This is a genomic window from Streptomyces sp. NPDC038213 (assembly GCF_055600495.1).
In genome coordinates this window covers 1-21,982 of sequence record NZ_JBVJYM010000043.1, presented here as the reverse complement: position 1 = coordinate 21,982, position 21,982 = coordinate 1, and the positions used below count along the sequence as shown (strand labels likewise).

22 protein-coding genes are annotated in these 21,982 nt (G+C 69.9%); 2 read left to right on the top strand and 20 right to left on the bottom strand.

What is annotated here, in order from left to right; genetic code table 11:
* Nucleotides 1-2: 2 nt before the first annotated feature.
* Complete coding sequence (locus ACZ7JZ_RS33805; RefSeq protein WP_470946380.1) at nucleotides 3-920, bottom strand: hypothetical protein; 918 nt, start codon at nucleotides 918-920, stop codon at nucleotides 3-5.
* A 166-nt stretch (nucleotides 921-1,086) separates the two neighbouring features.
* Nucleotides 1,087-2,799: a hypothetical protein gene (locus ACZ7JZ_RS33800; protein ID WP_470946379.1), complete on the bottom strand. Its 1,713-nt coding sequence runs from the start codon at nucleotides 2,797-2,799 to the stop codon at nucleotides 1,087-1,089.
* A gap of 986 nt (nucleotides 2,800-3,785) precedes the next feature.
* Between ACZ7JZ_RS33800 and ACZ7JZ_RS33795 the strand changes: the two genes are divergently transcribed.
* A complete protein-coding gene (locus tag ACZ7JZ_RS33795) occupies nucleotides 3,786-4,256 on the top strand; it encodes a Haze protective factor 1 (protein WP_470946377.1) in 471 nt (156 codons plus the stop codon).
* Between the two features lie 5 nt (nucleotides 4,257-4,261).
* Here the strand turns inward: ACZ7JZ_RS33795 and ACZ7JZ_RS33790 are convergent, their stop codons facing one another.
* The 16 genes from ACZ7JZ_RS33790 to ACZ7JZ_RS33715 form a co-directional block, all read right to left on the bottom strand.
* Complete coding sequence (locus tag ACZ7JZ_RS33790; protein WP_470946376.1) at nucleotides 4,262-5,740, bottom strand: NucA/NucB deoxyribonuclease domain-containing protein; 1,479 nt, start codon at nucleotides 5,738-5,740, stop codon at nucleotides 4,262-4,264.
* A 438-nt stretch (nucleotides 5,741-6,178) separates the two neighbouring features.
* Nucleotides 6,179-6,427 carry an integrase core domain-containing protein gene (locus tag ACZ7JZ_RS33785; protein ID WP_470946374.1) on the bottom strand — a complete coding sequence of 83 codons (249 nt, stop codon included), beginning with the start codon at nucleotides 6,425-6,427 and terminating at the stop codon, nucleotides 6,179-6,181.
* 5 nt (nucleotides 6,428-6,432) lie between these two features.
* The gene (locus ACZ7JZ_RS33780; RefSeq protein WP_470946371.1) at nucleotides 6,433-6,795 is read right to left on the bottom strand and encodes a DDE-type integrase/transposase/recombinase; all 363 of its coding nucleotides are present in this window, start codon (nucleotides 6,793-6,795) and stop codon (nucleotides 6,433-6,435) included.
* Nucleotides 6,796-7,149: 354 nt separating this feature from the next.
* Nucleotides 7,150-8,166, bottom strand: a complete 1,017-nt coding sequence (locus ACZ7JZ_RS33775; RefSeq protein WP_470946370.1) for a ParB/RepB/Spo0J family partition protein — start codon at nucleotides 8,164-8,166, stop codon at nucleotides 7,150-7,152.
* Nucleotides 8,166-8,930 carry a ParA family protein gene (locus ACZ7JZ_RS33770; RefSeq protein WP_470946367.1) on the bottom strand — a complete coding sequence of 255 codons (765 nt, stop codon included), beginning with the start codon at nucleotides 8,928-8,930 and terminating at the stop codon, nucleotides 8,166-8,168. Before ACZ7JZ_RS33770 ends, ACZ7JZ_RS33775 begins: the two co-directional genes overlap by 1 nt.
* 590 nt (nucleotides 8,931-9,520) lie before the next feature.
* The gene (locus ACZ7JZ_RS33765) at nucleotides 9,521-9,700 is read right to left on the bottom strand and encodes a hypothetical protein (RefSeq protein ID WP_470946364.1); all 180 of its coding nucleotides are present in this window, start codon (nucleotides 9,698-9,700) and stop codon (nucleotides 9,521-9,523) included.
* Between the two features lie 370 nt (nucleotides 9,701-10,070).
* On the bottom strand, nucleotides 10,071-10,649 hold the full coding sequence (locus ACZ7JZ_RS33760; RefSeq protein ID WP_470946363.1) for a hypothetical protein: 579 nt from the start codon (nucleotides 10,647-10,649) through the stop codon (nucleotides 10,071-10,073).
* A 77-nt stretch (nucleotides 10,650-10,726) separates the two neighbouring features.
* Nucleotides 10,727-13,048: a hypothetical protein gene (locus ACZ7JZ_RS33755; RefSeq protein WP_470946361.1), complete on the bottom strand. Its 2,322-nt coding sequence runs from the start codon at nucleotides 13,046-13,048 to the stop codon at nucleotides 10,727-10,729.
* An 84-nt stretch (nucleotides 13,049-13,132) separates the two neighbouring features.
* Nucleotides 13,133-13,552, bottom strand: a complete 420-nt coding sequence (locus ACZ7JZ_RS33750) for a conjugal transfer protein TraB (protein ID WP_470946358.1) — start codon at nucleotides 13,550-13,552, stop codon at nucleotides 13,133-13,135.
* Between the two features lie 2 nt (nucleotides 13,553-13,554).
* The gene (locus tag ACZ7JZ_RS33745; protein ID WP_470946356.1) at nucleotides 13,555-15,747 is read right to left on the bottom strand and encodes a hypothetical protein; all 2,193 of its coding nucleotides are present in this window, start codon (nucleotides 15,745-15,747) and stop codon (nucleotides 13,555-13,557) included.
* 147 nt (nucleotides 15,748-15,894) lie between these two features.
* Entirely contained in the window at nucleotides 15,895-16,125 is a 231-nt protein-coding gene (locus ACZ7JZ_RS33740; protein WP_470946355.1) for a hypothetical protein, read from the bottom strand.
* Complete coding sequence (locus ACZ7JZ_RS33735; protein WP_470946354.1) at nucleotides 16,125-16,670, bottom strand: hypothetical protein; 546 nt, start codon at nucleotides 16,668-16,670, stop codon at nucleotides 16,125-16,127. Before ACZ7JZ_RS33735 ends, ACZ7JZ_RS33740 begins: the two co-directional genes overlap by 1 nt.
* Before the next feature lie 205 nt (nucleotides 16,671-16,875).
* On the bottom strand, nucleotides 16,876-17,904 hold the full coding sequence (locus ACZ7JZ_RS33730) for a hypothetical protein (RefSeq protein ID WP_470946351.1): 1,029 nt from the start codon (nucleotides 17,902-17,904) through the stop codon (nucleotides 16,876-16,878).
* Complete coding sequence (locus ACZ7JZ_RS33725; RefSeq protein WP_470946350.1) at nucleotides 17,901-18,437, bottom strand: hypothetical protein; 537 nt, start codon at nucleotides 18,435-18,437, stop codon at nucleotides 17,901-17,903. Before ACZ7JZ_RS33725 ends, ACZ7JZ_RS33730 begins: the two co-directional genes overlap by 4 nt.
* Nucleotides 18,438-18,459: 22 nt before the next feature.
* Nucleotides 18,460-18,630 carry a hypothetical protein gene (locus tag ACZ7JZ_RS33720; protein ID WP_470946349.1) on the bottom strand — a complete coding sequence of 57 codons (171 nt, stop codon included), beginning with the start codon at nucleotides 18,628-18,630 and terminating at the stop codon, nucleotides 18,460-18,462.
* Between the two features lie 127 nt (nucleotides 18,631-18,757).
* On the bottom strand, nucleotides 18,758-18,919 hold the full coding sequence (locus ACZ7JZ_RS33715; RefSeq protein ID WP_470946347.1) for a hypothetical protein: 162 nt from the start codon (nucleotides 18,917-18,919) through the stop codon (nucleotides 18,758-18,760).
* Nucleotides 18,920-19,775: 856 nt separating this feature from the next.
* Here ACZ7JZ_RS33715 and ACZ7JZ_RS33710 point away from each other — a divergent pair.
* On the top strand, nucleotides 19,776-20,555 hold the full coding sequence (locus tag ACZ7JZ_RS33710) for a GntR family transcriptional regulator (protein WP_470946346.1): 780 nt from the start codon (nucleotides 19,776-19,778) through the stop codon (nucleotides 20,553-20,555).
* 73 nt (nucleotides 20,556-20,628) lie between these two features.
* On the opposite strand, the gene ACZ7JZ_RS33705 is transcribed toward ACZ7JZ_RS33710, so the two are convergent.
* Nucleotides 20,629-21,012, bottom strand: a complete 384-nt coding sequence (locus ACZ7JZ_RS33705; protein ID WP_470946345.1) for a MarR family transcriptional regulator — start codon at nucleotides 21,010-21,012, stop codon at nucleotides 20,629-20,631.
* The gene (locus ACZ7JZ_RS33700; RefSeq protein WP_470946342.1) at nucleotides 21,009-21,458 is read right to left on the bottom strand and encodes a MarR family transcriptional regulator; all 450 of its coding nucleotides are present in this window, start codon (nucleotides 21,456-21,458) and stop codon (nucleotides 21,009-21,011) included. The genes ACZ7JZ_RS33705 and ACZ7JZ_RS33700 overlap by 4 nt, the downstream gene beginning before the upstream one ends.
* Between the last annotated feature and the right edge of the window lie 524 nt (nucleotides 21,459-21,982).

The following is a 21,982-nucleotide window of genomic DNA, read 5'->3' as shown; positions in this document are numbered from 1 at the left end:
CGTCAGGCCTGGTCGTCGCCGGAAATCCCGGAAACCTGCCAGCGGCCTGCGCGGGCGCTTTCCACCCGCGTGATCTCCACCCGGTACGCCTGCGTGATCTCACCGCCGCCGACCGCCCACACCACCCGCGCAATCCCCCACCGGTCCGCGCCCGTCCCCGGGGCGGCCTCCCAGGCCTGCACCCCGCGCAGCTCCACCCCGGCCGGAAGAGCCGGCACCGCGGCGCCGGGCGCCACCACCTCACCCGCGCCGCCCGCCGCCCACGCCCGGAAGAAGCCGTCCACCGCCGACCGGGAGGCCACAGAGAACGGCGGGTCAGAGGGACGCTCCGCAGCCTCAGCGGCGTGCACCGGGCCGTCGGGGACCCCCAGCAGGGCAGGCGGACCGCTCACCGCGAGACGGCCCCCGGAACCCGCCACCATCGGCACGTCCAGCGCCACCCACCGGGCCGGCCCCGCCCCGGGCGAGATCTGTACATCCACCCGGACCCGGGCCCGCGACCGGTCACCCCGGCCCACCGTGACCGCGCCCGGCACCACCAGGCCGACCGTCTGCACACCCCGGCCGTCCCAGCCCACCTGCGGGTCCAACCCGGCCACCAGCAGCCCCGACAGGTCCCGCGCCCGCCCGGCCGGCCGCTCCTCGTCCCAGGTCAGATAGGCGCGGGCGGCCCTGACCGCCACAGCGCGGGCGGCATCCTCCGGGTAGGCCACCGCGGCCGGTCCGGGCGCAGGCGCGGCCTGCTTCACCGCCTGGTCCCCGCCGAAGAATCCGTTCAGGCCGCCTGCGACCATGAGGCCCATCGCGCCCCAAAAAGCAATCTGCTTCAGCCGGTCCAGCCCCGTCGGCTTATCCGGCACCACGACCCACGGCACCGTGCCGGAACCCGTCACCGGTTGCTGCTGCCCGGAGGCATTCACAGAAGGCCCAGCCCCTGTCGCCCACGGGTTTACGGGAGGGTCCGGAGCCGCCGCCTCTGACTTCTTTCTCCACATGCCCGCGAAACGACTTAATCCATCAACCGGCACGGCCATTCCAGCAACTCCACTCTTTCGATACCGACAGCTTCGGGATTTCGAAAGGGAGTTAGGAACGGCTGGACAAGCTTGCCTGCCAGCGGGTGAGCCAGTCCGCAATCTCGCCTCGGGTGTAATACGTCACCCGCCCGTCAGGGGCCCCGGCGGGGAACTCGACGCCCCTCTTGATGCTGCGCGACTTGTAGACCTTCGCGGTGGCGTAGTCCCACGGCAGCAGCCCGGCCGCGCACGCCTCGGACAGGCTGAACAGCTCCACCGCCGGCCCGCCCCCACCACCTGTTACCCCGCCTGTTACCCCGGCCGCCACCGGGACCCCAGTTACCATCTCTGACCTGGGAGAACCTGCTCCCGGCCCCGTGCGTGCGGGGGAGGTAACCGGCCCTCCCAACACGGGCCGGGCGGGCCCGTAGCGGCCTCCCACGAGGAAATCGGGGATAGCCAGCGAATCGGCCCACTTCACCGTCTCCGGGGTGATCCACGGAGCCCGCAGACCCGCGTCGAACCAGTCCGGAGCAGGCGCCACGACATCGAGCCGGTCAGACACCTGGGGAACGATGTAAGCGGGCTGAAATTCACGCACCCACAGACCATTCGTCTCCGGATTAATACGCCCGTCCGCGAAAACACCCCGCCCCGGCACGGCCGTATCCGGCGACACCACCTGAGTCGAGGCACCGAAAGCGACCACCCAGGACGGACTGTCACAGAACCCCAACTGCGCCTTCCAACCGATCTGCGCACGCTCCATCGTCCCCCCGAAATACGCATTCGCCCACTGCTGCGCCCCGACACCGAAACGGTGATCGGAAGACCTCCCTTGCAGGAGACCAATAGAGAACCACTCAGCGAAAGGCGGAACACCGCGCCCCTTAAGCTGGTACTTCCACCAGATCAGGGCCATTTTCATCATGGTCGGCAGCTCATCGGCAATCATGATGCGCGGGACGAGTAACCGCCTCAGGGCCGGGTCACCCTTTTTACCCATCGCGGTTTCGGCGGCCATCATCGACATGATGTACTCACCGAGTGCGGCAACACATTCGGCGGGCGTCTTGTGTACGCGCACGCCGCTCTTACCTTCGGCTTCCGCCATGGAATTCTGCTTGGTATCGAGGATGTCCACCAGGACGCCGCTTTCCCTGGCGTGCACGGCGCCGAGGTAGAGCACCGTCGACTTCCCTGACCCCGTCAGACCAGCAACGCCAAAATGCGGAGTGGCGGACTTAGTACGGATCACCACATCTTCCAGCTCAAACCCTCGAACAGCCTGCCCCACATACACCTGATAAGGGTCACCAGTCGCTTTCCATGCGACCGATTCAGGTAGCTTCGGAACCCTCTTCGGCGGCTCCCTGCGCACCCATTCAGCAAACGGGGACGCTTCGGCCCGGTGCCACCGCTCGTCCCATTCACCGGGGAGCCGGTCCGTGACCGCGGCGGTAATCGCACGCTTCCCGACCTCTCCCCCGGGCCACCCCGCCGGCAGCCGCAGGACGACCCGCGCACCGGGCACGGAGACGTCCCCGGGCAGGTGGAGCCACCGGCCTCGCTGCTCCCGCTCCCCCACCCCCAGCACCGGCCGCACCACCGCCCACATCCCCGGACCGTGCACGAGATCCGGCGACGCCGGGCGCGGCCGCCACCACCCCAGCACCGCAGGGCCCGCCACGACCACCGCGGCCGCCACGGCGCCGGCCACCGCCAGGAGGACGGCGGCGAGGTCCCACCACCCCCTCCACACCGCCCCCGCGAGGACGGGCACGGCGATCCGGACTGCCGCGCGGGCGGCGCCGGGCCAGCACGACCACCGCCCCGACCCAGCCCCCGCGCCGGCAGCGCCGGGGCCCGCCGCGCCCCCGGCCGCCAGCGCGGCCGCCGAGACCTCCCGGACCACCGGGACCCCGGCGCACCACCAGGTCGCGGAGGACGAAGCGTCACCCGGCCTCAGGTCCCGACCCGTCAGGAACCGCAGGAGCACCCCGCCCTCGGCAGCGGGGCCGGCCGCGGCGGGCCCGGCGGCCGCGCGCTCCTTCTGCCGCTGCTGCGCCACCGCCCCGACCACCGGGAGACCGACCAGCACCGCGGCCGCCGCCGCCCGCACCGGATCCGCCGCCGCCCACGCCCACACGTCCCCGTACACCCGCCACCTCCGGCATTCGGGCAGAGGCGCCCGTACCCGGATGAACGAGAAGATCAGCAATCAGAAACCCCCGTACGCCGCGGCGTACGGAGGATGCTGGCCCTGCAACCTCTGGGATCTGCGAAGCAGGGCAGCCCTTGCACGTACCTCCCCCCATCGCCCCTGCTGCCTGGACGCGGCTAGGGTCGGTCCCAGCCCGCGCCGAAAGGGCGTGCACAGGTGAGGCCCGGTGCTAGCGCGCTCTGGCCCAAGCACCGGAAACCAGCCGCCCCGCACCGGGGCTTCCACCAGGACGCAAGAACACGCCGCCCACCGCACCTCATGACGTCCATACACCCAGCAGAACGCGCACTACAGCGTCGAGGAAAGAGAAGCCGACGACCCCACGACCTCGGCTGGCATGACAGCAAGCTGCCACAGTCGGTCTCTGCCAGCTCTGCCCGAAGCAGAGGCACCGGGCCGAGTTCACGGCAAGAGATTCGGCTGTGGCCTGCCAGTCTGCGGATGGCTCCTCTTCGATCGTGCAGTAGGTGCACCACCGCCCCGAACTCCGCTTCCGGTTTACGGAGAGGGCGTGAGCGGGGCGGTGGTGGCTATAAGCTGAGATCATGACAGAGACCAGCAGCCAGAGCTGCTTTACAGTCATCGTTCCCATCGAAAACTCGATTTTCGGGATCGACGAAGAAAGGTTGCCAATCGAGCCAGAAAGGCCTTTCTGGCTGGACCTCCCGATGGACGACGTAGCAGTCAGGGTCGGTCTTGGCATCATACGGGTCATGAGCAATGCCCAGTCGCATGAGGCGCCTGTGACGATCAGCACGGGAGCCAAGCAGCCAGTTGCACACGATCCGGATTTCGAATCTCTCGGCCAATGGACCTTTAACACCTCAAGCGGCAAGATGTGCGTCCATGACGCAAACGGGCCCCTGGAGGAGTTTACGTTGAAATCGGAAACAGAGTACAGTCTTCAGATCTGGAGAAAGGGCGGCAGTACCGCGAGTGACCGGTTCTTCGAAAAAATGGGCCGAGAATTCCCGATCGAAGGAATCGAAGAATATTTGATCACATTTTCGGCCTAAGTTTTTCAAAATTCCGTAAACGCCTCTGCGCTGGTGGCGCAGTCTCTTACGCATGGCCTATTCTTGAGCAAGATGCCGTAGGCATCTCCATCTAGAATTCTGTCTCGGCCATACCACTTTACCAACTCTGCACCAGCCGAGGCGTTCTCGGACCGCGGCACGTACCGTATAGAGAAGTTCCCATCCCCCTTGCCGCCGCCTTCCTTTGTTGAGGCGAACGGAAATTCGTCACATTGCCATCCCGCCGGTGGGGCCTTAAGCGCCCTCAAAGCTGCGCACTCCGAGTTCCTTGCAGCAGCATTTTTTCTCGCTACGTCAGCAGAATCCCTGTCGAATCGAGGGTAATTCCTGTGGAGCGGCTTCCATTTCTTTTTCACGGCGTCTCCGGGAAACACTTTCCCCCGCTGGCGGGGCCACGTTGCGCCGGGAGCCTCATATGCTGTGAGGATATGCTTTACAACACCTTCGATGTTCTTGTTATTGAAATCATAGACTAGACGCGGCGATGCCCGGTTGAAGACTGCCCCCTGCTTTCCGTATTGAGCCAGGTAGGCCGCAGAGTCCATCCTCATAGAACCGACAGGGCCGTGACTCCAATAGCTGTCAGCCGACCCGCTGGATACACGCCAAGTCGTACTGAACGAACAGTAGGACCTCTTATCCACGCGCTTGGGATCCCCCGAACTAGCGGGTGAGTTCATCTCGTAGGCTATATAAACGCCGGCTGCCCATTCCCCAACTGGGCGTACGTATTCAGGTGACCCAGTCCCCAGGTCCGCACTACATTTTCCCGGAGATCCCGAAGCGTGTGGGCGCACCCTCATGAGACTGTTTCGATTAAACACGCCGCTCCAGGTGACATCTGTGACCTTGAGGTCGATCCTCCCAATTCGAGATACATTCGACCCTGATCCCAGTTCCGTCTCCTTGAAGCTTACCTGCCCTTCGATCCTGCCCTGGCCGTCAAGCTTGATTGCCGTATTCCACCCCCAGCGGCAGAACTTAAATCGGCTTGTAGCGACACCCTCATTCCGATGGCCGAGAGGGTTGTTCCAGCACTTCTTCCAGTCAAGAATTCCTGACGTCGGATCCTGAATGAAATCCGAGGCAGGATTAGATTCAGTTGACTGGAGATCCCCCGAGTCCGGGATACTGTCAGGCAGTTCGACGCCGTCAGCCTCGTGTGGTTCCGATGGAAGTCCAGAGGCCTCATCGATCGGCGGCTCAAGTCCCATCTCAACTTCGTAGGCGTCACCAGTTCCTTCAGTTTCCTCGCCGACCAGACCTGGGGTCTGTGGAGGGATTGGAAATTCCCCTACCTGGCCTGTTTCGATCCCTAGATCTCCAGCAAGACGACTCCCAACCTCTCTCAATGGTGGCATTTCACTGCTGCGGTACCAGACGACTCGACCTTCATCTTGAGCCGAATATGCTGGGGTTGTAAAGAGTGAAGCAAGGATCCCACTAAGGCATCCGGCAATCATGAGCGTTCTATTTACTTTCACGCAATTCCCACCCGGTTTGGATATTTCCTTTCAGTAGCCAAGGGTACGCGTAAGAATTGGCAAGATAATTTTAAATCTTTGCTACTGGAGCTATCCAGTCAAGCGGTACTGGCGCACGAACTAACCACTGGCGCTAGATTCCGATCGGTCTTTATGTGAGTTTTGGGACATTCTCAGACTGGTCGTTGTGGGGAGTCCACAGGCCTGATGAGCTCAACGTCTCTGTCATAGGCCTCCGGCGCAATCTCAGGTTGTCTGGTTCTCGATCATGAGCGTCAGACTGTGGCCGGCCCCTGCGACCGCGTCCGCCACGTCACGCCGCAGCATCGTCACCAGCTTGCTGACACAGCGCGGGCAGCCCGGTGAACGGAGTAATCCACGCCGTGAAATTTCCCCGTGATCTCGGACACTCGTTCGTTACGCGGCGAGGGCGTGCTGTTGCCGCTGTCGGGTCTCGGCTGGGGTGAGGTAGCCGAAGGTCTTGTGCTTGCGCAGCCGGCGGCGGTTATAGAAGGTCTCGATGAAGTCGAAGACCTCGGAGCGGGCGGTGGCCCGGTCGGGCCAGACGCGGGTGCCGATCTCTTCTTTGAGTAGGGCCCAGAAACTCTCCGCGGCGGCGTTGTCGAAGCAAGATCCGGTGCGTCCGCAGCTTTGCCGAAGGTTCAAATCGGCTATTTTGCACCGGAATTGGCTGCTGGTGTATTCGCTGCCGCGGTCCGAATGCACTTGCAGCCGGGCTGGAGGCGGCCGCGGCCGACGACCATCGTCAGCGCGTCGACGACGAGAGTGGCGCGGTGGTGGTCGGCCATCGAGTAGCCGACGACCTCGCGGGTGGCCAGGTCCAGCCAGCAGGCGAGGTAGAGCCAGCCCTCGCCGGTGGGCAGGGCGGTGATGTCGCCGACCAGCTTCGTGCCGGGCAGGTCGGCGTGGAAGTCGCGGCCGACCAGGTCCGGTGCCGGCTTCGCCTTCCTGTCGGGCCGGGTCAGCGACCGCCGCCTGCGGCGGTGGGCGCCCTGGATGCCGTGCTCGCGCATCAAGCATGGCGTTGCAGTCCGTTGGCCCGAAGAAGCCCAGCGGGTGTTTCACAACGTGGCAGCGAGGGAGGGACGCTGTTTGGAGCTTCGCGTTCAGGGCTGGGTCCATTGATGCACCCGGTGCACGGCTACGAGGTTGGGGTGGATGAAGGCGTCGCCCCGCACAACGCGACCAATCACAGGCTGACCATCCAGTTCCTAGACGCGTCCGGCCTGTGGTGGCAGCGCATAGGCATTGAGCCTCCCACCCGAGTTCTCGGGGATCCTGCTGAGCCCGCGCCGAACCCGGAGTAGCGGCTCGACAGACAGCAGGAGACCCCCGTGCGCACAGCCGGGGGTCTCCTGAGGGCGAGGTCAGCCGACCGGGGCGGCCTGAGTCTCGGCGTGCTTGTTGAGCACGGCAAGCATCTTGGCGAACTCCTCAGGCGGCATCTTGTGGATCAGGTGCCTGGCAGCTTCGATTCCGTCGCTGTACGGGAACTTCTTCGGGGGAGTCGGCCCCCCGGTCTCGCCGGTGTCAGCCACCTCTGGCCTGGTCTGCCCGGGGACGTGCGCCGCCCCGTCTGCGGACCCCGTTTCGGCCAGCGCTGTTTTACGGCCGTAAAACTGCCCGTCGTCCTTCGGCTCCACCGAAGGCGCCTTCGCGGCCTTCCGGGCGGCAGACCGCTCGGCAGATGCCGCGGTGCGCTGCTCCTGTTCCGCCTTCCACCACGCCAGTTGCTCCGTGGTGTCCCACTTTTTGTCCCTGGCCAGCTTGCCCAGGGAGCGGGCAGCGTCGAGCGGCATGGACTTCGCCTTCACGAGGTCCTGGACTTCGGGGGTGAGGTGGGTGAGAAGAATCCGCTGTGTGACCCAGCCTTCGGCCCGCTCGAAGTGGTGGGCTACCGCACGGTTGCTACCGAACTCGGAGACCAGGGCTTGGACCGCGTAGGCCTCTTCGATGACGTTGAAGTTGGCGCGGTCAACGTTCTCGGAGACGACCGCTTCCATGAAGGTACGGCGGTCCTTCGCCACGCCGTCGTCAACGACGCAGTTCAGGGCGGCGCTGCCGGCGGCTGCGGCTCCGCGGTACCTGCGCTCGCCGGTGACGAGGACGTAGTCGATGTTCCCGAGCTGCTCCGCGTGGTCGGGCCAGAGCTTGAGGTAGGCGCCGAGGCTGACGGCGGGGCAGGCTTGGATCTGGCGGCGGCGCAGGCTCTTGCCGAGGTCGAGCAGTTCGTCAGCGGTGCCGAAGTCGGTGCGCGGGTTGACGAAGTTCGGGGCGAGCCGGGTCAGGGGAACCCGGAGCAGCCGGCCATCGGCTCGGGTGTCTACTACGGAGGAGCCGTCGTCGTCGGAGAGGAAGTCGTCAAACTCGTCGTGCTTGGCCACTAGCGGCCTCCTGCGTACTTCTGGCGGCGGAGCTGGTGCTCCAGGGCGAGGGCGACGAAGTCGCCCTTGGCCTTGGTCGCGATGTGGTTGGACTCGTACTGCGTGCAGAGGCGGCCCGAGGTGATACCCCGGGTGTGCGGCTTGTAGTGCCGGATCGTGGTGTTGTATAGCTCCCACCCCCGACGCTGCGCCAGGCTGATGGTGCGGTCGCGGTCTGCCACGCCGTCGCGCGGGTCCCAGTTGTTGACGAGCACTCCGTACGGGATCTGGCGGGGGATGAGCACCCTCTCCACCGTGACCCTGGTCGGGGAGAACGAAGAGCCTTCTGCTTCGAGGGGGACGATGACGTCGTCGGCGACATCGAGGACGGCTCGGAGGGCGTCTCCGATGGTGCCGTCGCCAAGCGGGTCGATGGACTCTTCGTCGTCCCCCTCCCCCCTCAGCGGCATGAAACCGGGGGTGTCAACGATGACGATGTCGGCCTTGGCTCGGCGGAGGTGACGTAGCTTCTCGATGCTCTGGCTCGCATCGACCACACGGAAGGGGACCGGCCGCTGTGCCTTCCTGACCTTCTCGGCGTGCTCGATGCTGGTGCCTTGGGGGTCTATCGAGACGACTGCCACGCTGGGGCCGTCGGGGGCCGGCCCTTCGGTATCGAAGGGGGCACAGCCGAGGATCTCGGCGTAGACCGCGGCGAGGTTGACCGTCAGGAGGCTCTTACCGACGCCGCCCTTACGGTTCAACATCACGGTGATGTAGGGCATGTTGCTGCTCCGACTGCTTCCCGGGGGTTCCGGTACTTCGGATGGACAGAACGGATCATCTCAGATGATCTGAACGGCCTGGCGGAGCAGATGAGTTTTACGGCCGTAAAACTCCCCGGGCGGCAACCCTGCGGAAAGCGAAAAGGCCCCCGGGGCCGCCCTGATGAGGGCGGCCCCGGGGGCCTGGTCGTGCTCGGAGGTGTGGTGCGCGGGTCGAGACGGATCAGCGCTGGACGGTGATGCGGTCGATTCGGACACCGGTGCCGCCGCGGGAGCCCCACCGGCCGCCTGTACCGCCGGTGCAGGTCACGGCCACGGTGACGGGCGCCGGGGCAGCTGGGGTGGGGGTGCCGGCTACGGCGGGCCGGGAGAGGGTGCCGGTGAGCCGCGAGACGATCCAGCCCGCGGCGGTGGCTGGGCGCGGAGTTTTACGGCCGTAAAACTCCGCGCCCAGTAGGGCCGGACAACACTGAGGCCCTCGCGAGATCTCGCGAGGGCCTCAGTGTGTCTGGTATCGCCCTGATCGTAGGCCGGCCCTCAGTCCCCTTCTGGGAGGCAGGGCCTGTCAGGCCCGGCTAAGTGGTGCAGTTTCAGACAGCCCGGGAGAGCCGAATGCAGCGGAGCGCGGTGACCGCGATCAGGGCGGCGAGCAGCGGGGGCACTGCGGGTTCCAGGTAGAGGAGGTAGTACAGGGTTCCGGAGATGACGATGTCGGCGGGCCGGGGCCGCGTCCACTTCGCGCTGATCCCGCGGGAGGGGTGTGATTCCATGGGTAGGTCCGTCCTGTTCAGGCAGATCGGGGTCGGGACATCTACGGAGGCCGCCGGGCATGGCGGCCTCCGTTGTCTTGCACCGAACAGTAAGGCGCGGGATCTGGACCTGACGGCGTGAAGGGACGCGCATCAGCCATGTGGACAACTAGGTTTCCAACCAGGGATATTGACACAAACACCCAGAATCATTAGAGGGTGAGAATGTTGATGACACCCCCTCTGACCTGCCACTTCCTTCGCCCAGATTATGTGGATGTCGAGGCGGGACTCACACGATGACCGAAGCTCGCCCCTGAGCCCCTCCAGAGAAACACAGAAGGCCCCCCGATCTCCCACGAAGGGCAGACCGGGGGGCCTTTGGGTGTGGTCAGGGCTTGATGGTGAGGTGGTCGATGTGGACTCCGATGCCGCCTCGGGCGGCCCATCGGCCGCCCTGTCCGCCGGTCCCGGTGATGGTGACCGTGACTGGCGCGGCCGGGGAGGCCGGGGAGGCCGCGGGCTGGCCGTGGGTGCGGGTGAGGGGTCCGGCGAGGCGGAGGAGGAGCCACCCGGCGGCGGCGGTGCCGAGGAGGGCGGCTGCGCCGAGGGCGAGGCCGGCGAGGTCTGCGAGGTACGGGCCAGCCATGGCGAGGGCTCCTCCGGCGGAGAGGGTCAGGGCGCAGAGGCTGCCGGTGACGGTGACGGCGGTCCGCTCGACTGGGGTCAGGCCGTGCCGGGCGGGGGCGGTCTCGGGGGCTGTGGGCACGGTGACGGGCGGTGGGGCGGGCACGTATGCGGTGACCCACTGGCCGGTGTCGAGTCGGACGAGTGCCCGGTGCGGGTCGGCGGCATGTGCGGGGAGGAGCACGGCCTGGTGCTCGGTGTCGTACGGGCGGGGTTGGTGGACGATCGGTGCGGGGGCCGGGGCGTGTCCGGCGGGGTGGGCGGGGTCGAGGTACGTCGTCATGCCGATGCTCCTGGTCGTGGTGCACGGGGGAGGCCCGGCCCTGTGCGGGGCCGGGCCTCGGTGCCGGGTGGGTGGGGTCAGTGCTGGGTGGCGCTGGTGTCGGTGAGGGCCCACCGGCCGTGTCCGGCCGGGACGATGACGCCGTCCTCGCGGAGGGCGGTAAGAGCGTTGCCGACGGATCCGGCGGACGGGCCGGTGTCTGTGCCGACGCCTACGGCCTGGCGGATCTCGCGGGTGGCGCGGGGGCCGGCGGACAGGGCGGCCACGATGAGGTCGCGCAGGCTCGGGCCCGCCGGGGCCGGGGCGGACGCCGTCGCGGTGGCGGCCGCGGCCGGGGAGTCCGGGGCGTGGTTCGTGTCGTCCTCGCCGTCCTCGGCGGCGCCCTTCCGGTTCCCTTCCTTGCCGTGGACCATCAGCCGCTCCGCGTACGGCAGGAACTCGGCGTACGCGGCGGTGAAGACGTCGGTCTCCTCCGGGGTGAGTCCGGGGATCGGGGCGGCCTCCATGAGGGCGATCAGGCCGGGGTAGGTGCGCCGTTCCTTGACCGCGCGGAAGGTCCGGGTCATGGACGGGTGGCCGCTCTGGATCATCCAGGCGCACCCGGCGGTGACGGGCCCGGGGGCGGCTTCCTGCCCGGTCCAGGCGGCTTCCAGCTCCCCCGACCCGCCGGTGCCGAAGTGGCGGGGGATGGAGGTTACTTCGACGCTGCCGGTGGTCATGTCGGTGGCCATGCGGCGGGTCATGGAGCCGTTGACGCGGCCGAGCCACACGGTGCCCTGCCGGGCTCCCGACCGGATCTTGTCGGAGTCGCCCAGGTCTTCGAGGTGGATGGACTGCCCGGCGAAGCGGATGCCGATGCCAAGTTTGCGGCCGGTGAGCTGGAGTCGGGAGACCATGCCGGCCATCCACTTGCGGAAGTCGGCGTGCACGTCGGCGTCGGCGGCAAGCACGCGGTTGATCTCGTCCAGGGTGGCGATGAGGAGCGCCCACGGGTCTCCGAGGGTGAAGGAGCCCCAGCCTCGGGCGGCGCTGATCTTCTCGCGGTAGTCCGCGACGGCGCAGACGGCGGCGAGGGTGGCGCCCATCGCGGCGCGGCCGGCCCCGAAGTGGAAGACGCGGCCCTGGGCTTCGGGCAGGCTCATGCCGTCCTGGGCGTCCGCGACGACGGAGACGACGCCGGACAGCCGCTCGGCGGCCAGCACGGTCAGCAGGGTGACCGACTTGCCGGAGCCGGGCGCGCCGACAAGGAGGTCGGTCAGGGCGCCGAGTTCGGGGTCGTACAGGGACATGCGGGCGGGCCGGCCGTCGTGGCGCAGGCCGATGGTGATCCGCCCGTCCGGGCCCATCGTCAGATCGGCCCGCGTGGCCTCCCGGATGTGGATGAGGGGGTGCTCGCGGTAGACGGTGACGACGCCGTGTCCCATGCCGTCCGTCTCGACCATGACCAGCTCGGGGTCCTGTACGCGCAGCGCGCGGGCGAGGGGCTTGCGGGGCAGGTGGATCATCTTGTCCTCGTCAGCTTCGACCAGGACCACGAGCCGGTCCCCGGTGAGCCGGTAGTCCGCGAGGTGCATGCCGGGTGCTGCGCCCTTGGGGCCGGATACCCGCGTGTCCCACAGGGCGCGTACCTCGTCGTCCTCGGCGCTCTCCATGGCCTCGGCGGCGGCTGCGGCGGGGGCGACGCTCAGGGCGAGGCGGCCGGGGCCGGAGCCCGTGACGGGGGAGAGGGTGACCGCTTCGACGGGCACGTCGAAGACGGCGGCGACGTCGGTGGCCGTGAGTGCCCGGGGTACGGCCTGGCCGACGGGCGCGAGGATGACGGCGGTGAAGTCGGGGCGGCGGTCGGGGTCGGGGCAGTCGATGGCCACGAGCCGGGTGTCGCCGGTGGTGGGGGCGGCCGCCCACATCTGCTGGAGTCCGCTCTCGTAGTCCTCCGGATCGGCGGGGGCCTCCTCGGCGTCCAGGACTTCGGGCAGCTCGGCGGCGGCCAGCTCGGGCAGCTCGGCGGCTGCGCAGGCCACGGCGAAGGAGCGGGTGAGCGGGACCGCGATGGCGGCCGCGGCCGCGACGGCGAGGGGTGCGGCGGTCTCCCACCAGGCGGTGCCGGGGGCGGCCAGGGCGGCGGCGTAGGCGCCGGTGAGGCCGAGGACGGGCAGGGCCCGGTAGGAGGCGAGGAGGAGGCCGAGGGCGCCGCCGCGGGTGCGGCGCCACAGGTGGGCCAGCGCCCCGGCGCCGGCCGCCGCGGCGGCCACGTGCAGCGGCACGGCCCCGGTGTGCGGGCCGACTGCGGCGAGGATGCCCCCGGCGCCGTACAGGACGCGTTCGGAGACGGCCAGGAGGCGGGGGGCGGGCAGGGGGCGGGCGGGCAGGGCGGCGGGCGGGATGGTCTCGGCGGTCACGGTCGTCCTCCGGTGACGGGCTCGGGGCGAACGGCAGGGGCCCCGGACCGGTACGGTCCGGGGCCCCTGCGGGCGGTGGAAGGGTCAGCGGGTGCGGTAGAAGCCGGGCTTGGCCTGCTGAACGCCGGAGGCGTTCACGGCTTCGTAGATGCCGCGGTACTCCCGCTGGTGGGAGTCGGCCATCTCGCTGGCGGCGTGCCCCATCAGGTCGGCGGCGGCGGCCATCTCCCCGGAGGCGGTGGCGACCGCCCGCAGCTCGCGGGCGGCCTCCTCGATGAGCGCGGTGAATCCCGGCTCGACCTCGGCCTGTACGCACATCTCTGCGAGGTTGTCCGCTTCGTCGGCGTCGGCCTCCATCTGGCGGCGGAGCTTGTTCAGCCCGGCGGTGAGGGCGATCGCGGACGTCGAGAAGGAGAGCACCCGGTCGGTCAGGGTGCGGAAGCCGGGGGCGCGGCCGCCGGTGGTGGCGGGCAGGTTGGGGGTGATCGGAACAAGATCGCTCATGGTCAGTCCTCGTTGTGGATGCGGGCGGACGGCATGACCAGTCCGGCGGCGGCGGTCGCGTCCTGAATGGGCCGGTACGCGTCGTGCATGGCGTCGTGCGCGGTCTCCACGGCCTCGGCGGCCCCCAGGGACCGGCCCCGCATCTCCTCGGCCCTGCGGGCGGCGAGGTCCATGGTTTCGGCGAGGTAGTCCATGGCGCGGGCGGTGAGGCGGCCGATCAGGTTGTGCCGCTCGCGCAGCTCCACGGCCAGCTCCTCCAGGGCGCGGCAGAGCGTGCGGGCCTGCTGGGCGAGGACGGCGCACTCGTCGTACGTGGTGAAGCAGCGCCGCTTGGCGGTGGCGAGGTGGTCCAGGACGTCGTCAAGGGTGACGTCGGTCTGGTGCTCCGGGGCCGCGCCGTGCGGGGCGGCGGGGCGGGGGATGCGCACGGGGGCGGCCACGGGGGCCTCCTTCGTCTCGGTGGCGGTGGCGGTGGTGCCGGGGCGGGGGCCGGCCGGGCGGTGCGGGGCGCGGGGCAGGCCCGGGACTCCGGTGGTGAGGGCGCCGGCGGCCGGGGTCCCGGCCGGGTCGGGGCGGCGGGCGGGGCGGTCGGCGCGTTCCACGGTGATGACGGTCTCCGTGTACGCCGTCGCGGCGTGGAAGTCCTCGCGCGCGGTGCGCCGTTCGGCCCGGGGCGGGGCCCACCAGGGGCCGCCGTCCGGGGGCACCCTCCAGGAGCCGCGCGGCGGCGGGGGCACGGTGGACGCGTCGTCCTGGCCGGTCCGCCGCTTCCACGTCCGGCGGGCGCGGTCCCGAAAACGGCCGGCCCTCCCCGGCGGCGGGGAGGCGGCCGGCCCGCTGCTGCCGGGCGCGGCCGGGCCGGGGGTGCGCCGCTTGGCGTCGGCCCGGCGGCACCGGCGGCACCGGCACTCGTCCACGTCGTACCCCTCGCGGGTGCCGTGCCTCGCGCCGGGGACCCTGGTCACGGGTTTGGTCCCTCCCCGCCCCTTGTAGTCGGACTTGCGGGGTGCCGGCTTGCCGGGGGTGCTGGCCTTCTTGTCCGTGTCGGCGGTCGGCCCGCCCTTGGTCCCGGTGCGGGGGGCCGTGCCGGGCCCGCCCTTGCCCTGCCGGTCCGTCAGCCGCGCGGGGTCCGGCTTGCGTCCGGTTCGGTCGAGGTCGGCTCCCGCGGTCTTGCGGTCCCGGGCCCGCTCCAGCGCCCCCTTGGGGGTGCCACCGGGCGTGCCCTTGCCCCGGCCCGGGGGCACGACCCCGGCGGAGGGCCTGGCGGGCTTGTCCGGCGCCTTGGCGGCGGGCTTACGGCCGTCCTGCTGTGCTCCCCGGCCGGGCGTGCCGACGTCCTTCGCCGGGGGCTTGGCCGGGGGCCGGTCGCCGGACCGCTCCGGCGGTTTCGGGGGCTTGGGCTTGGGCGGGTCCAGCGGCGCCGCCCTTCCAACGCCCGGCTGCGGCCGGTCGGCCGGCTTCTTCCCGGGTGCCCCTGCGGGGCCCGTGGGCGGGCCGCTGGGGCCCTTTCCGGGCTTCCCCGCTCCGCTGCCACCCGCGGGCCCTGCGGTGGCCTTACGGGCGTCGTGCAGCGCCTTGCGGCCGAACTCCGGGGCCGGGGGCACTGTTCGGGCGCCGGCCGCCTTGGCGAGGGCGTTTTCCTGTGCGGTTTTGCGGTTCAGCCGCGCCTCGCGCCAGGCGGCTTCCTCTGCGGCATGGTCGGCCCGGCGCTGGCGCCAGTCCCCGACCAGGGTGACCGTGCCTCGGAGCGCAGCCAGGGCAATGGCCAGCACCGCCGACAGGGACAGCGCCCCGAGCCGGGGCGCCGCCCCGGGGGCCGCGGTGGCCGCGGGGGTCGGGGCCTCGGACCTGAACGTGGCGGGGACTTCGGGCAGCGCCTCGGGGGCCTCGGGCAGCGCGGGCAGGCCTGCGGGCGCCGGGGCGGTGGCGGCCGCCAAGTCGTCCGCGGCCGACCGGCGGACGCGGGCCGGTACAAGGTCGGCCCCGCTGTCCGGACCGGGGTCCGGCGGCGGGGCCGAGGGGGGAGTGGGGTCCGCCGGAAGGGGCGGCGGACCGGCCGCGGGGAGGGCCGGCGGGCCGAGTGCGGGGAGGGGCGGCGGGTCGACCGGCGGCAGCGGCGGCGGGTCGATGGGGGGCAGCGGCGGGGGGTCCGGCGGACCCGCCGCCCTCGGGAAGGTGATCACGTTGTCGTCCACTGACGTCTCCAGGGGTGTTGACAGACCGTGACCGCCTCGCGTACGCGCGCGGGCGCTCGCGCGCTCCTGCGCTCACGCGCTCGCATAATGCGCGAGGCGGTCACGGTCCCGGGCCGGTGGTGATGAGGATGAGGAAGGTCCCGCCGGTTACTGGCTGTTGCGCTCGTTGTTGCGCTCGCAGAAGTTGGCGAGGGTCCGGGCGAGGTCCGCCCAGACGGCGTCCTCGCCCGTCTCGCGGGCCGTCCGGCGGGCCTCGTCCCACCACAGCTCGGCGGTGCCGCGCGGCCCCCGCTCGGCCTGGGCCTGCTGGCGGCGGACAGCGTGCATCCGGCGGTTGTAGGCCCGCCGCTGCTCCGCGGTCATCGGCTGCTGGTCCATCAGGCGCCCCGCTGCCACAGGTCGCTGATCCCCCGGGCCGGAGCGGCCGGGGCGGGCGCCGCGGGTACGTCCGGGCCGGAACGGCCGGAGGCCTCGGCGGCCTCGGCGGCGGGGGTGACCGCGGCGGCGGTCTTGTGGAGGGACTTGGCGACGGCGTCGGCCAGGAGCTCGCGGCCGCTGTCCCTCCGGGCCGTCCGCGCCTGCTGCTTGGCCTCGCGCTGGGCGGGCAGCGCGGCGAGGTGGTGAACGTGGTCGGCGTACGCCGTGCGCAGGTCCTCCATCGCCCTCTCCTGCTGGCGGGCGGCACGGGCGGCCCGGCGGAGGTGCTTCTCCACCTTCCGGGACCGCATCGCGGCCGACCAGCGGCCGTCGCCCGGCACGTGCTGGGAGCGGAGGCCGGCCTGTACTGCGGCGAGGGCGGAGGTGTACGCGTCGGCGTCGGCGGCGTGCTCCTGCTGGCGGGCGGCCGTCCACTGGGTCAGGGCGGGCAGGGCGAGCAGCTGGTCGTACTGCTCGGGGCGGTTGATGTCGGGCGAGGTCGCCACGGTGCTCCTCCAGGTCCGGGGGCAGGTAGATGGGTCGGGGCTGGTGGTCACTCAGCTGGACCCGGCGCGAGGCCGGGTCCGGCAGGGCAAGCGCCAGTCGGAGCGGGGGCGGCCGAGGCCGCCCCCGTCGGGGCCGTGTTCGCGGTACGGTCAGCAGGCGGCCCGCCCCCGCTTTCCTCGGGGGCGGGCCGTTCTGGGTGACGGGTCAGGCCTTGATTCCGGCGATGATCTTCTGACCCCAGCGGGCCGTTCGCCCGTACCGGCGGCCGAGTTCGGCACCGCTCAGCGGTTCGCCCGCCCGAACGCTCGCGAGGTACTCCGCTACAGCCGCTTCGCGCGAACCGCCGTCGGCGTTCGTGTTCGCGGGCGAACCGTTCGCAGGCGAACCAGCCGTCGCGTTCGCCTGCCGGGCCCGTCCGTTCGCGTCGGCCAGCACCGCTCCGAACCCGAACACGGAGACAGCTCCGTGGCCCTCACCTGCACTGTTCGCCCCATCGGGCTGAGCGATGTCGGACACGAGGTCCGCGAACAGCTCAACGTCGTCGGGGCGAACATCGCCGTCACCATCGAGAGCGCTCGCCACTCCGTTCGCCCCGTCGTTCGCTTCGGGGGCGAACCGAACCGGCCGGTGGTCGCCCCCGACCGGCGCAAGCTCCAGCGGGCGCCGGCGCTCCAGTTCGTCCCGCTTCCGCAGCCGCGCCAACCCGATCTCGAAGTTCACATCGTCGCGGGCCAGGGCGACCCTGCCCTCGGCCCGGATCAGCGCAATCTCGGCGGCGGCGTCCCGCTCGATCTCGGCAGCCTTTCTCCGGGCGATGTACTCCGACTCCCGGATCACGTCGTTGATCTCCGCCTCCTGACTCGGAGCAAGTGCGGTCGGGTCCCGGCGCAGCCGGATGTCCCCGATCCACGCGGCCTTGGCCACGATGGGCGGCAGCGCCCCGGCGACGGCGGCAGCCGGGTTGATGGTGTGCCCGTGGTAGCCGAGGAGGCCGCACGCCGCGGCGAGGGTGATCCAGCCGAGCACCTGCACGGTCCGGCCCCCGATCCCCTTGTAGTCGAGGTACTGCACCACCCCCCACAGCCCGTCCACGCTGACCGCGGCGAGGAGCCCCCACGCGCCGGAGGCCATCAGGTCCGTGATGCTGAACCCGGTCCACGCGAGGGACACCGTCGTGAAGAACGCGGCGACGAACGTCATGGGCGTGACGACCACGCCCCGGATCTCCCTCACTTGCCCTCCTCCTGTCCGGCCGGGGCCGCCGCGCGGGCCGGGGCGTCGGTGTCCGTGTCCTCCAGGTCGAGGCCGAGGACCAGGGCCACCATGTCGAAGGGGCGGGTCAGACCGCTGCTCTCCCCGGCCTCGGCCCGCTCGTGGCGGGCGCGGCCGATCAGGTCCCGCAGGATCTCGTACGCGATGGCGCCGCGGACGGAGTTGCCGTGAGCGGGATCCGCCGCGTACTCCCGCAGCCGGGTCACGTCCTGGCGGATCTCGTCAAGAACGCCGGCCTCCTCACGCGCGGCGTCCCGTTCGCGGGTGACCTGCCGGATGACGGCCTGCGCGCCGGTCTCGAACGCGATGCCGTCGGCGTGCGCCTTCGCGAGCTGCCGCAGGAGGCTGTCCGCGGCGGCCCGGTCACGGGCAAGGTCGGCCAGGGCCTCGGCCCGGGAGGTGGTGACCGCTTCCAGGTCGGACCGGGCCTGCCCGAGGGCCTCCCGGTCGGTGAGCAGGGCGGCGTACGTGGCGGAGCTGATGATGCGGAACACGGGGCATCTCCCTCGTTGGGGGTCAGACGGTGAACAAGGTGAGCTGTGCGGAGGCGAGGGCGGCCTCGGCGGCCGCCTCGCGGGTACGGCGGCCGGCCTGGTCCGCGTCGTCGGCGTGCGGGCCGCAGACGGCCGTCAGGTCCTCGGCTGCGAGGCGGACCGCATCGACCAGCCGGGCGGCCGGGACCAGCACGGTCGCGAGCGACCAACACCCGGCGGTACGGCACAGGCGGCCGTCCCGCCGGGTGACCGCCCGGAACACGGCGTGCGCCGCGCCCGGAGCGGTCGAAGCCGGGTCAGGGGCCCTCACCCGAGGGCGCTTACTTCCCGGAGCGGACCCGCCGCAGGATCTCGTCCATGTCGGGGTCCGAGTCACCGGAGGTCAACGCGAAGCCGGCGCAGCGGCACCGCCACCAGCAGCAGAGCGGGCAGGCGTCGTCCTGCGCACGGGTACGGGCGGCGGGGCGGGTACGGTCAGGCATGTGCTGCTCCTCGTCAGGTGATCTCTGCGGGGACGGTGCGTGCAGGCGGCCCGGACCCGGGGCAACGGTGTTGGTAGCACCGCCGGGGCCGGGCCGCCGTCGTTTTCCGTAGGGGTCAGATCGTGCGGTGCCGGGGGCACTCGCAGGGCGGCCAGGCCCCACCCGTGTCGGGCGTGAGGTGGTCCGTGGACCAGACCGTGACCGTCTCCTCCCAGGTGCGGCCCGAGTCGCGGGAGACCCGGGTCGTCAAGAGCGGGTAGCCGGGCTGGGGCCCAAGGGCCGGCGGGGCCGGGCGGGGCGAGCGGGGCGTAGGAACCATGAGGGGTACCTCCGTACTGCTGGTGCGTGCGAGCGCCGCCCGAGGGTGTTGGTAGCACCCGCCGTGCGGTGGCCGAGGGGCCGCCGACCGGCACCCGACGCGGTTCGCGGGGATGCCGGACGGCGACGGCTCGGCGCCGTCGTCTAAGCGTTTGGGGTCGCGATCTTCGCCCGGCACCGCCGCAGGGGCAGCCGGGCCGGCTTGTCGCCGATGCCGCTCGTGCACGCCGTCCCCCCTACGTTCCTCACGTCCACCCGCCTCATGGCGAGCGATGCCGCGACCGGTAAGGCCGGGTCTTGGGATGAGCTGCACGCATATGGAGTTCTCAACGGTGAAACCGAGCGGCCATCCGTCAGCCCCACCCGCATGGGGCGGAGGGCACCGGAGCCGCATCGCGATCTCGCTTTGACCAGCCGAAACCGCTCTGTAGCCGCAGCTTCGCGGTGCGTTGCTTTCGACTACCCCTTAAGTAGAGCACTACACTTAAGCTAGGTCAAGCACTACACTTTGATGACGGACCGAGATCAGGAGGAAGCGATGGCAGGCAGGAGAAAGGGCCGCGCCGGCGGGTACGACGAAATCGCCAGCCACTTCCGCGCCCTGATCGAGAGCGGGGAGCTCGCGGCCGGCGATGCCCTGCCGTCGATGCGTGCGGTATGCGAAGAATTCGGCGCCACGATCACAACGGTGAACAGGGCCTATCGCGTGCTCCAGGAGGCAGGCCTCACGACGTCGAAACCAGGCGTCGGCACAGTGGTCCGCAGCCGAAATCGCGTACGGATCCCCTTCAGCGTCTACGAAGCAGCGCTGGCCCCCGGCGACAAGGGCCCGTGGGAGCGGGCGACTGCGGCTCAAGGCCTAGATGGACGCATGGCAGTCCAGCCGCCCGAGGAGTCGCCGGCACCAGCTGACATCGCCGAGTTGCTCGGCGTCACGCCCGGGGCGCCCGTGGTCCACCGCCGCCGACGCGCCATGGTCGGTGACGAAGTCATCCAGGTTCAGGACGCGTGGTATCCGCTCGCCGTCGCCCAGGCCGCCGGGTTGGATCGTCCCGGAAAGATCGTAGGCGGCATCCTGGCGGCGATGTCCGCAGCGGGGCTGCTCCCCGAAGAGGCCGACCACCGGGTGACAGCCTGGATCCCCACAGCAGAGCAAGCGGCCGAACTTTCCCTGGGCAGCCGGGTATCCGTCTTGGTCGTTGAGCGCGTTACTCGCGACCCCCAAGGGCGCGTCCTCGAAGTCGCCCGCATCACTGGGGCCGCGGACCGAATGGAGCTCGTCTACGAGCGTCTGCCCCTAAATGGCGGCCGCGCGTAAGACCGCGCGGCCCGCAGCAAAAGCGCCGCCGGCCCCTCACAAGGGGCCGGCGGCGCTGCTGTTTTGAGTGGGCTCAGTCTCGACCGGGGAAGGACAGATGGTGAACCGATGCCATGGCGCCCTCTGGCTGCCCGTCTGACGGCTCGGCAGCGGCGGGGTGGGCCAGGGGGCCCAGGCGGTAGAAACGCATCCCTGCGGCCTCGTAGGCAAGCGTGAGCCACCCAGCGCTCAGCAGCTTCTTGACGGACCGTGCACTGCTGGTCGACGCGAGTCCGAGTCGCTCGCCGATCGCACGGACGGATTCCGGTACCGCCTCGCCGAGAGGGACCACGGTGGCGTAGTACATGAGCAGACGAAGGTCCGCCCCCTGGAGGTCGGCCGCCCTGATCAGCAGGTCGTTCAGTTCATGAGGGCTGACCCATGAATTTTCGGTTTCGATGGCCGGCGCCGTGGTCACATTGCCTCCTCTTCAGGGAGCGGGATTACGGGGTGCGGCACGCCGCGGACCGCCGCACGTTGCTGAGTTGACTTCCCATCAAAATTGAACCGGGCGTTCAGTCGGAAGAACTTTACGCGGCCAACCTTCTCTGCCTCGATCAACAGTTTGGCCGCTTCGAGGCGGTTCACACACCGCCCCACAGTGACCCGCTTCATCTCCAGCCGCTCAGCGATCTCCCCGAAGCTCTTGCGAACCGGGCCGCCGCCGGGAGGGGAGTTGAAGATGTAGAAGCCGAGGACATCTCGGTCGTTCCGGTTCAACCCCGAGTCCTTGTCCCAAATCTCCTTTCCAATGCTCTTGTTCGTGTTGGTGTGGCGCTTACTCCGAGACCAGTCGTACCCCTCCAACTCGGGTTGCTCAACGATCTCTCCAGTGCGCCTGTTCACAGCCTGGGTCTGCCCCATCGGTGCCTTTCCTGTTCCACGTGTCCCCTATAGGGGATGTGAGTAACCATCATGGTACCGATGCGTCCCCTATAGGGGACGCATGACTCACCAATGCTGCGACACATCTTTCCCATATGTGGGACGCACCGCGCTCCATGAACTCCACCTGTCCCTCATGTGGGACAGGTATGGCCTCTGGGGGCTAGATGAATAGCCCCCAGAGGCCATATAGCAACGCTCTGACCTGCACGTTCCTTGATTCTCTCTATGTCTTGTTGTTCAACCAGGGGTGGGAGCGCAGCGGACACCCCAAGGCCGAAGGCCCGGAAACCCGCGCAGCGGGTTTCCGTTCCTGGCGAAGCCAGGAACCAGCCTGCGGAGCAGGCCGGTTCGGATGAAGCGCAGCGGAAGCCGAACCTGTCCGAAGCAAAGCGCCGGACACCGGCCGAAGGCCGGCCATAGCTCGGCGAAGCCGAGCCTCGCCGAGCGCAGCTCGGCGGCTCTCTCCTCCACGCGTAGCGTGGAGGAACCCGCTCCGCGGG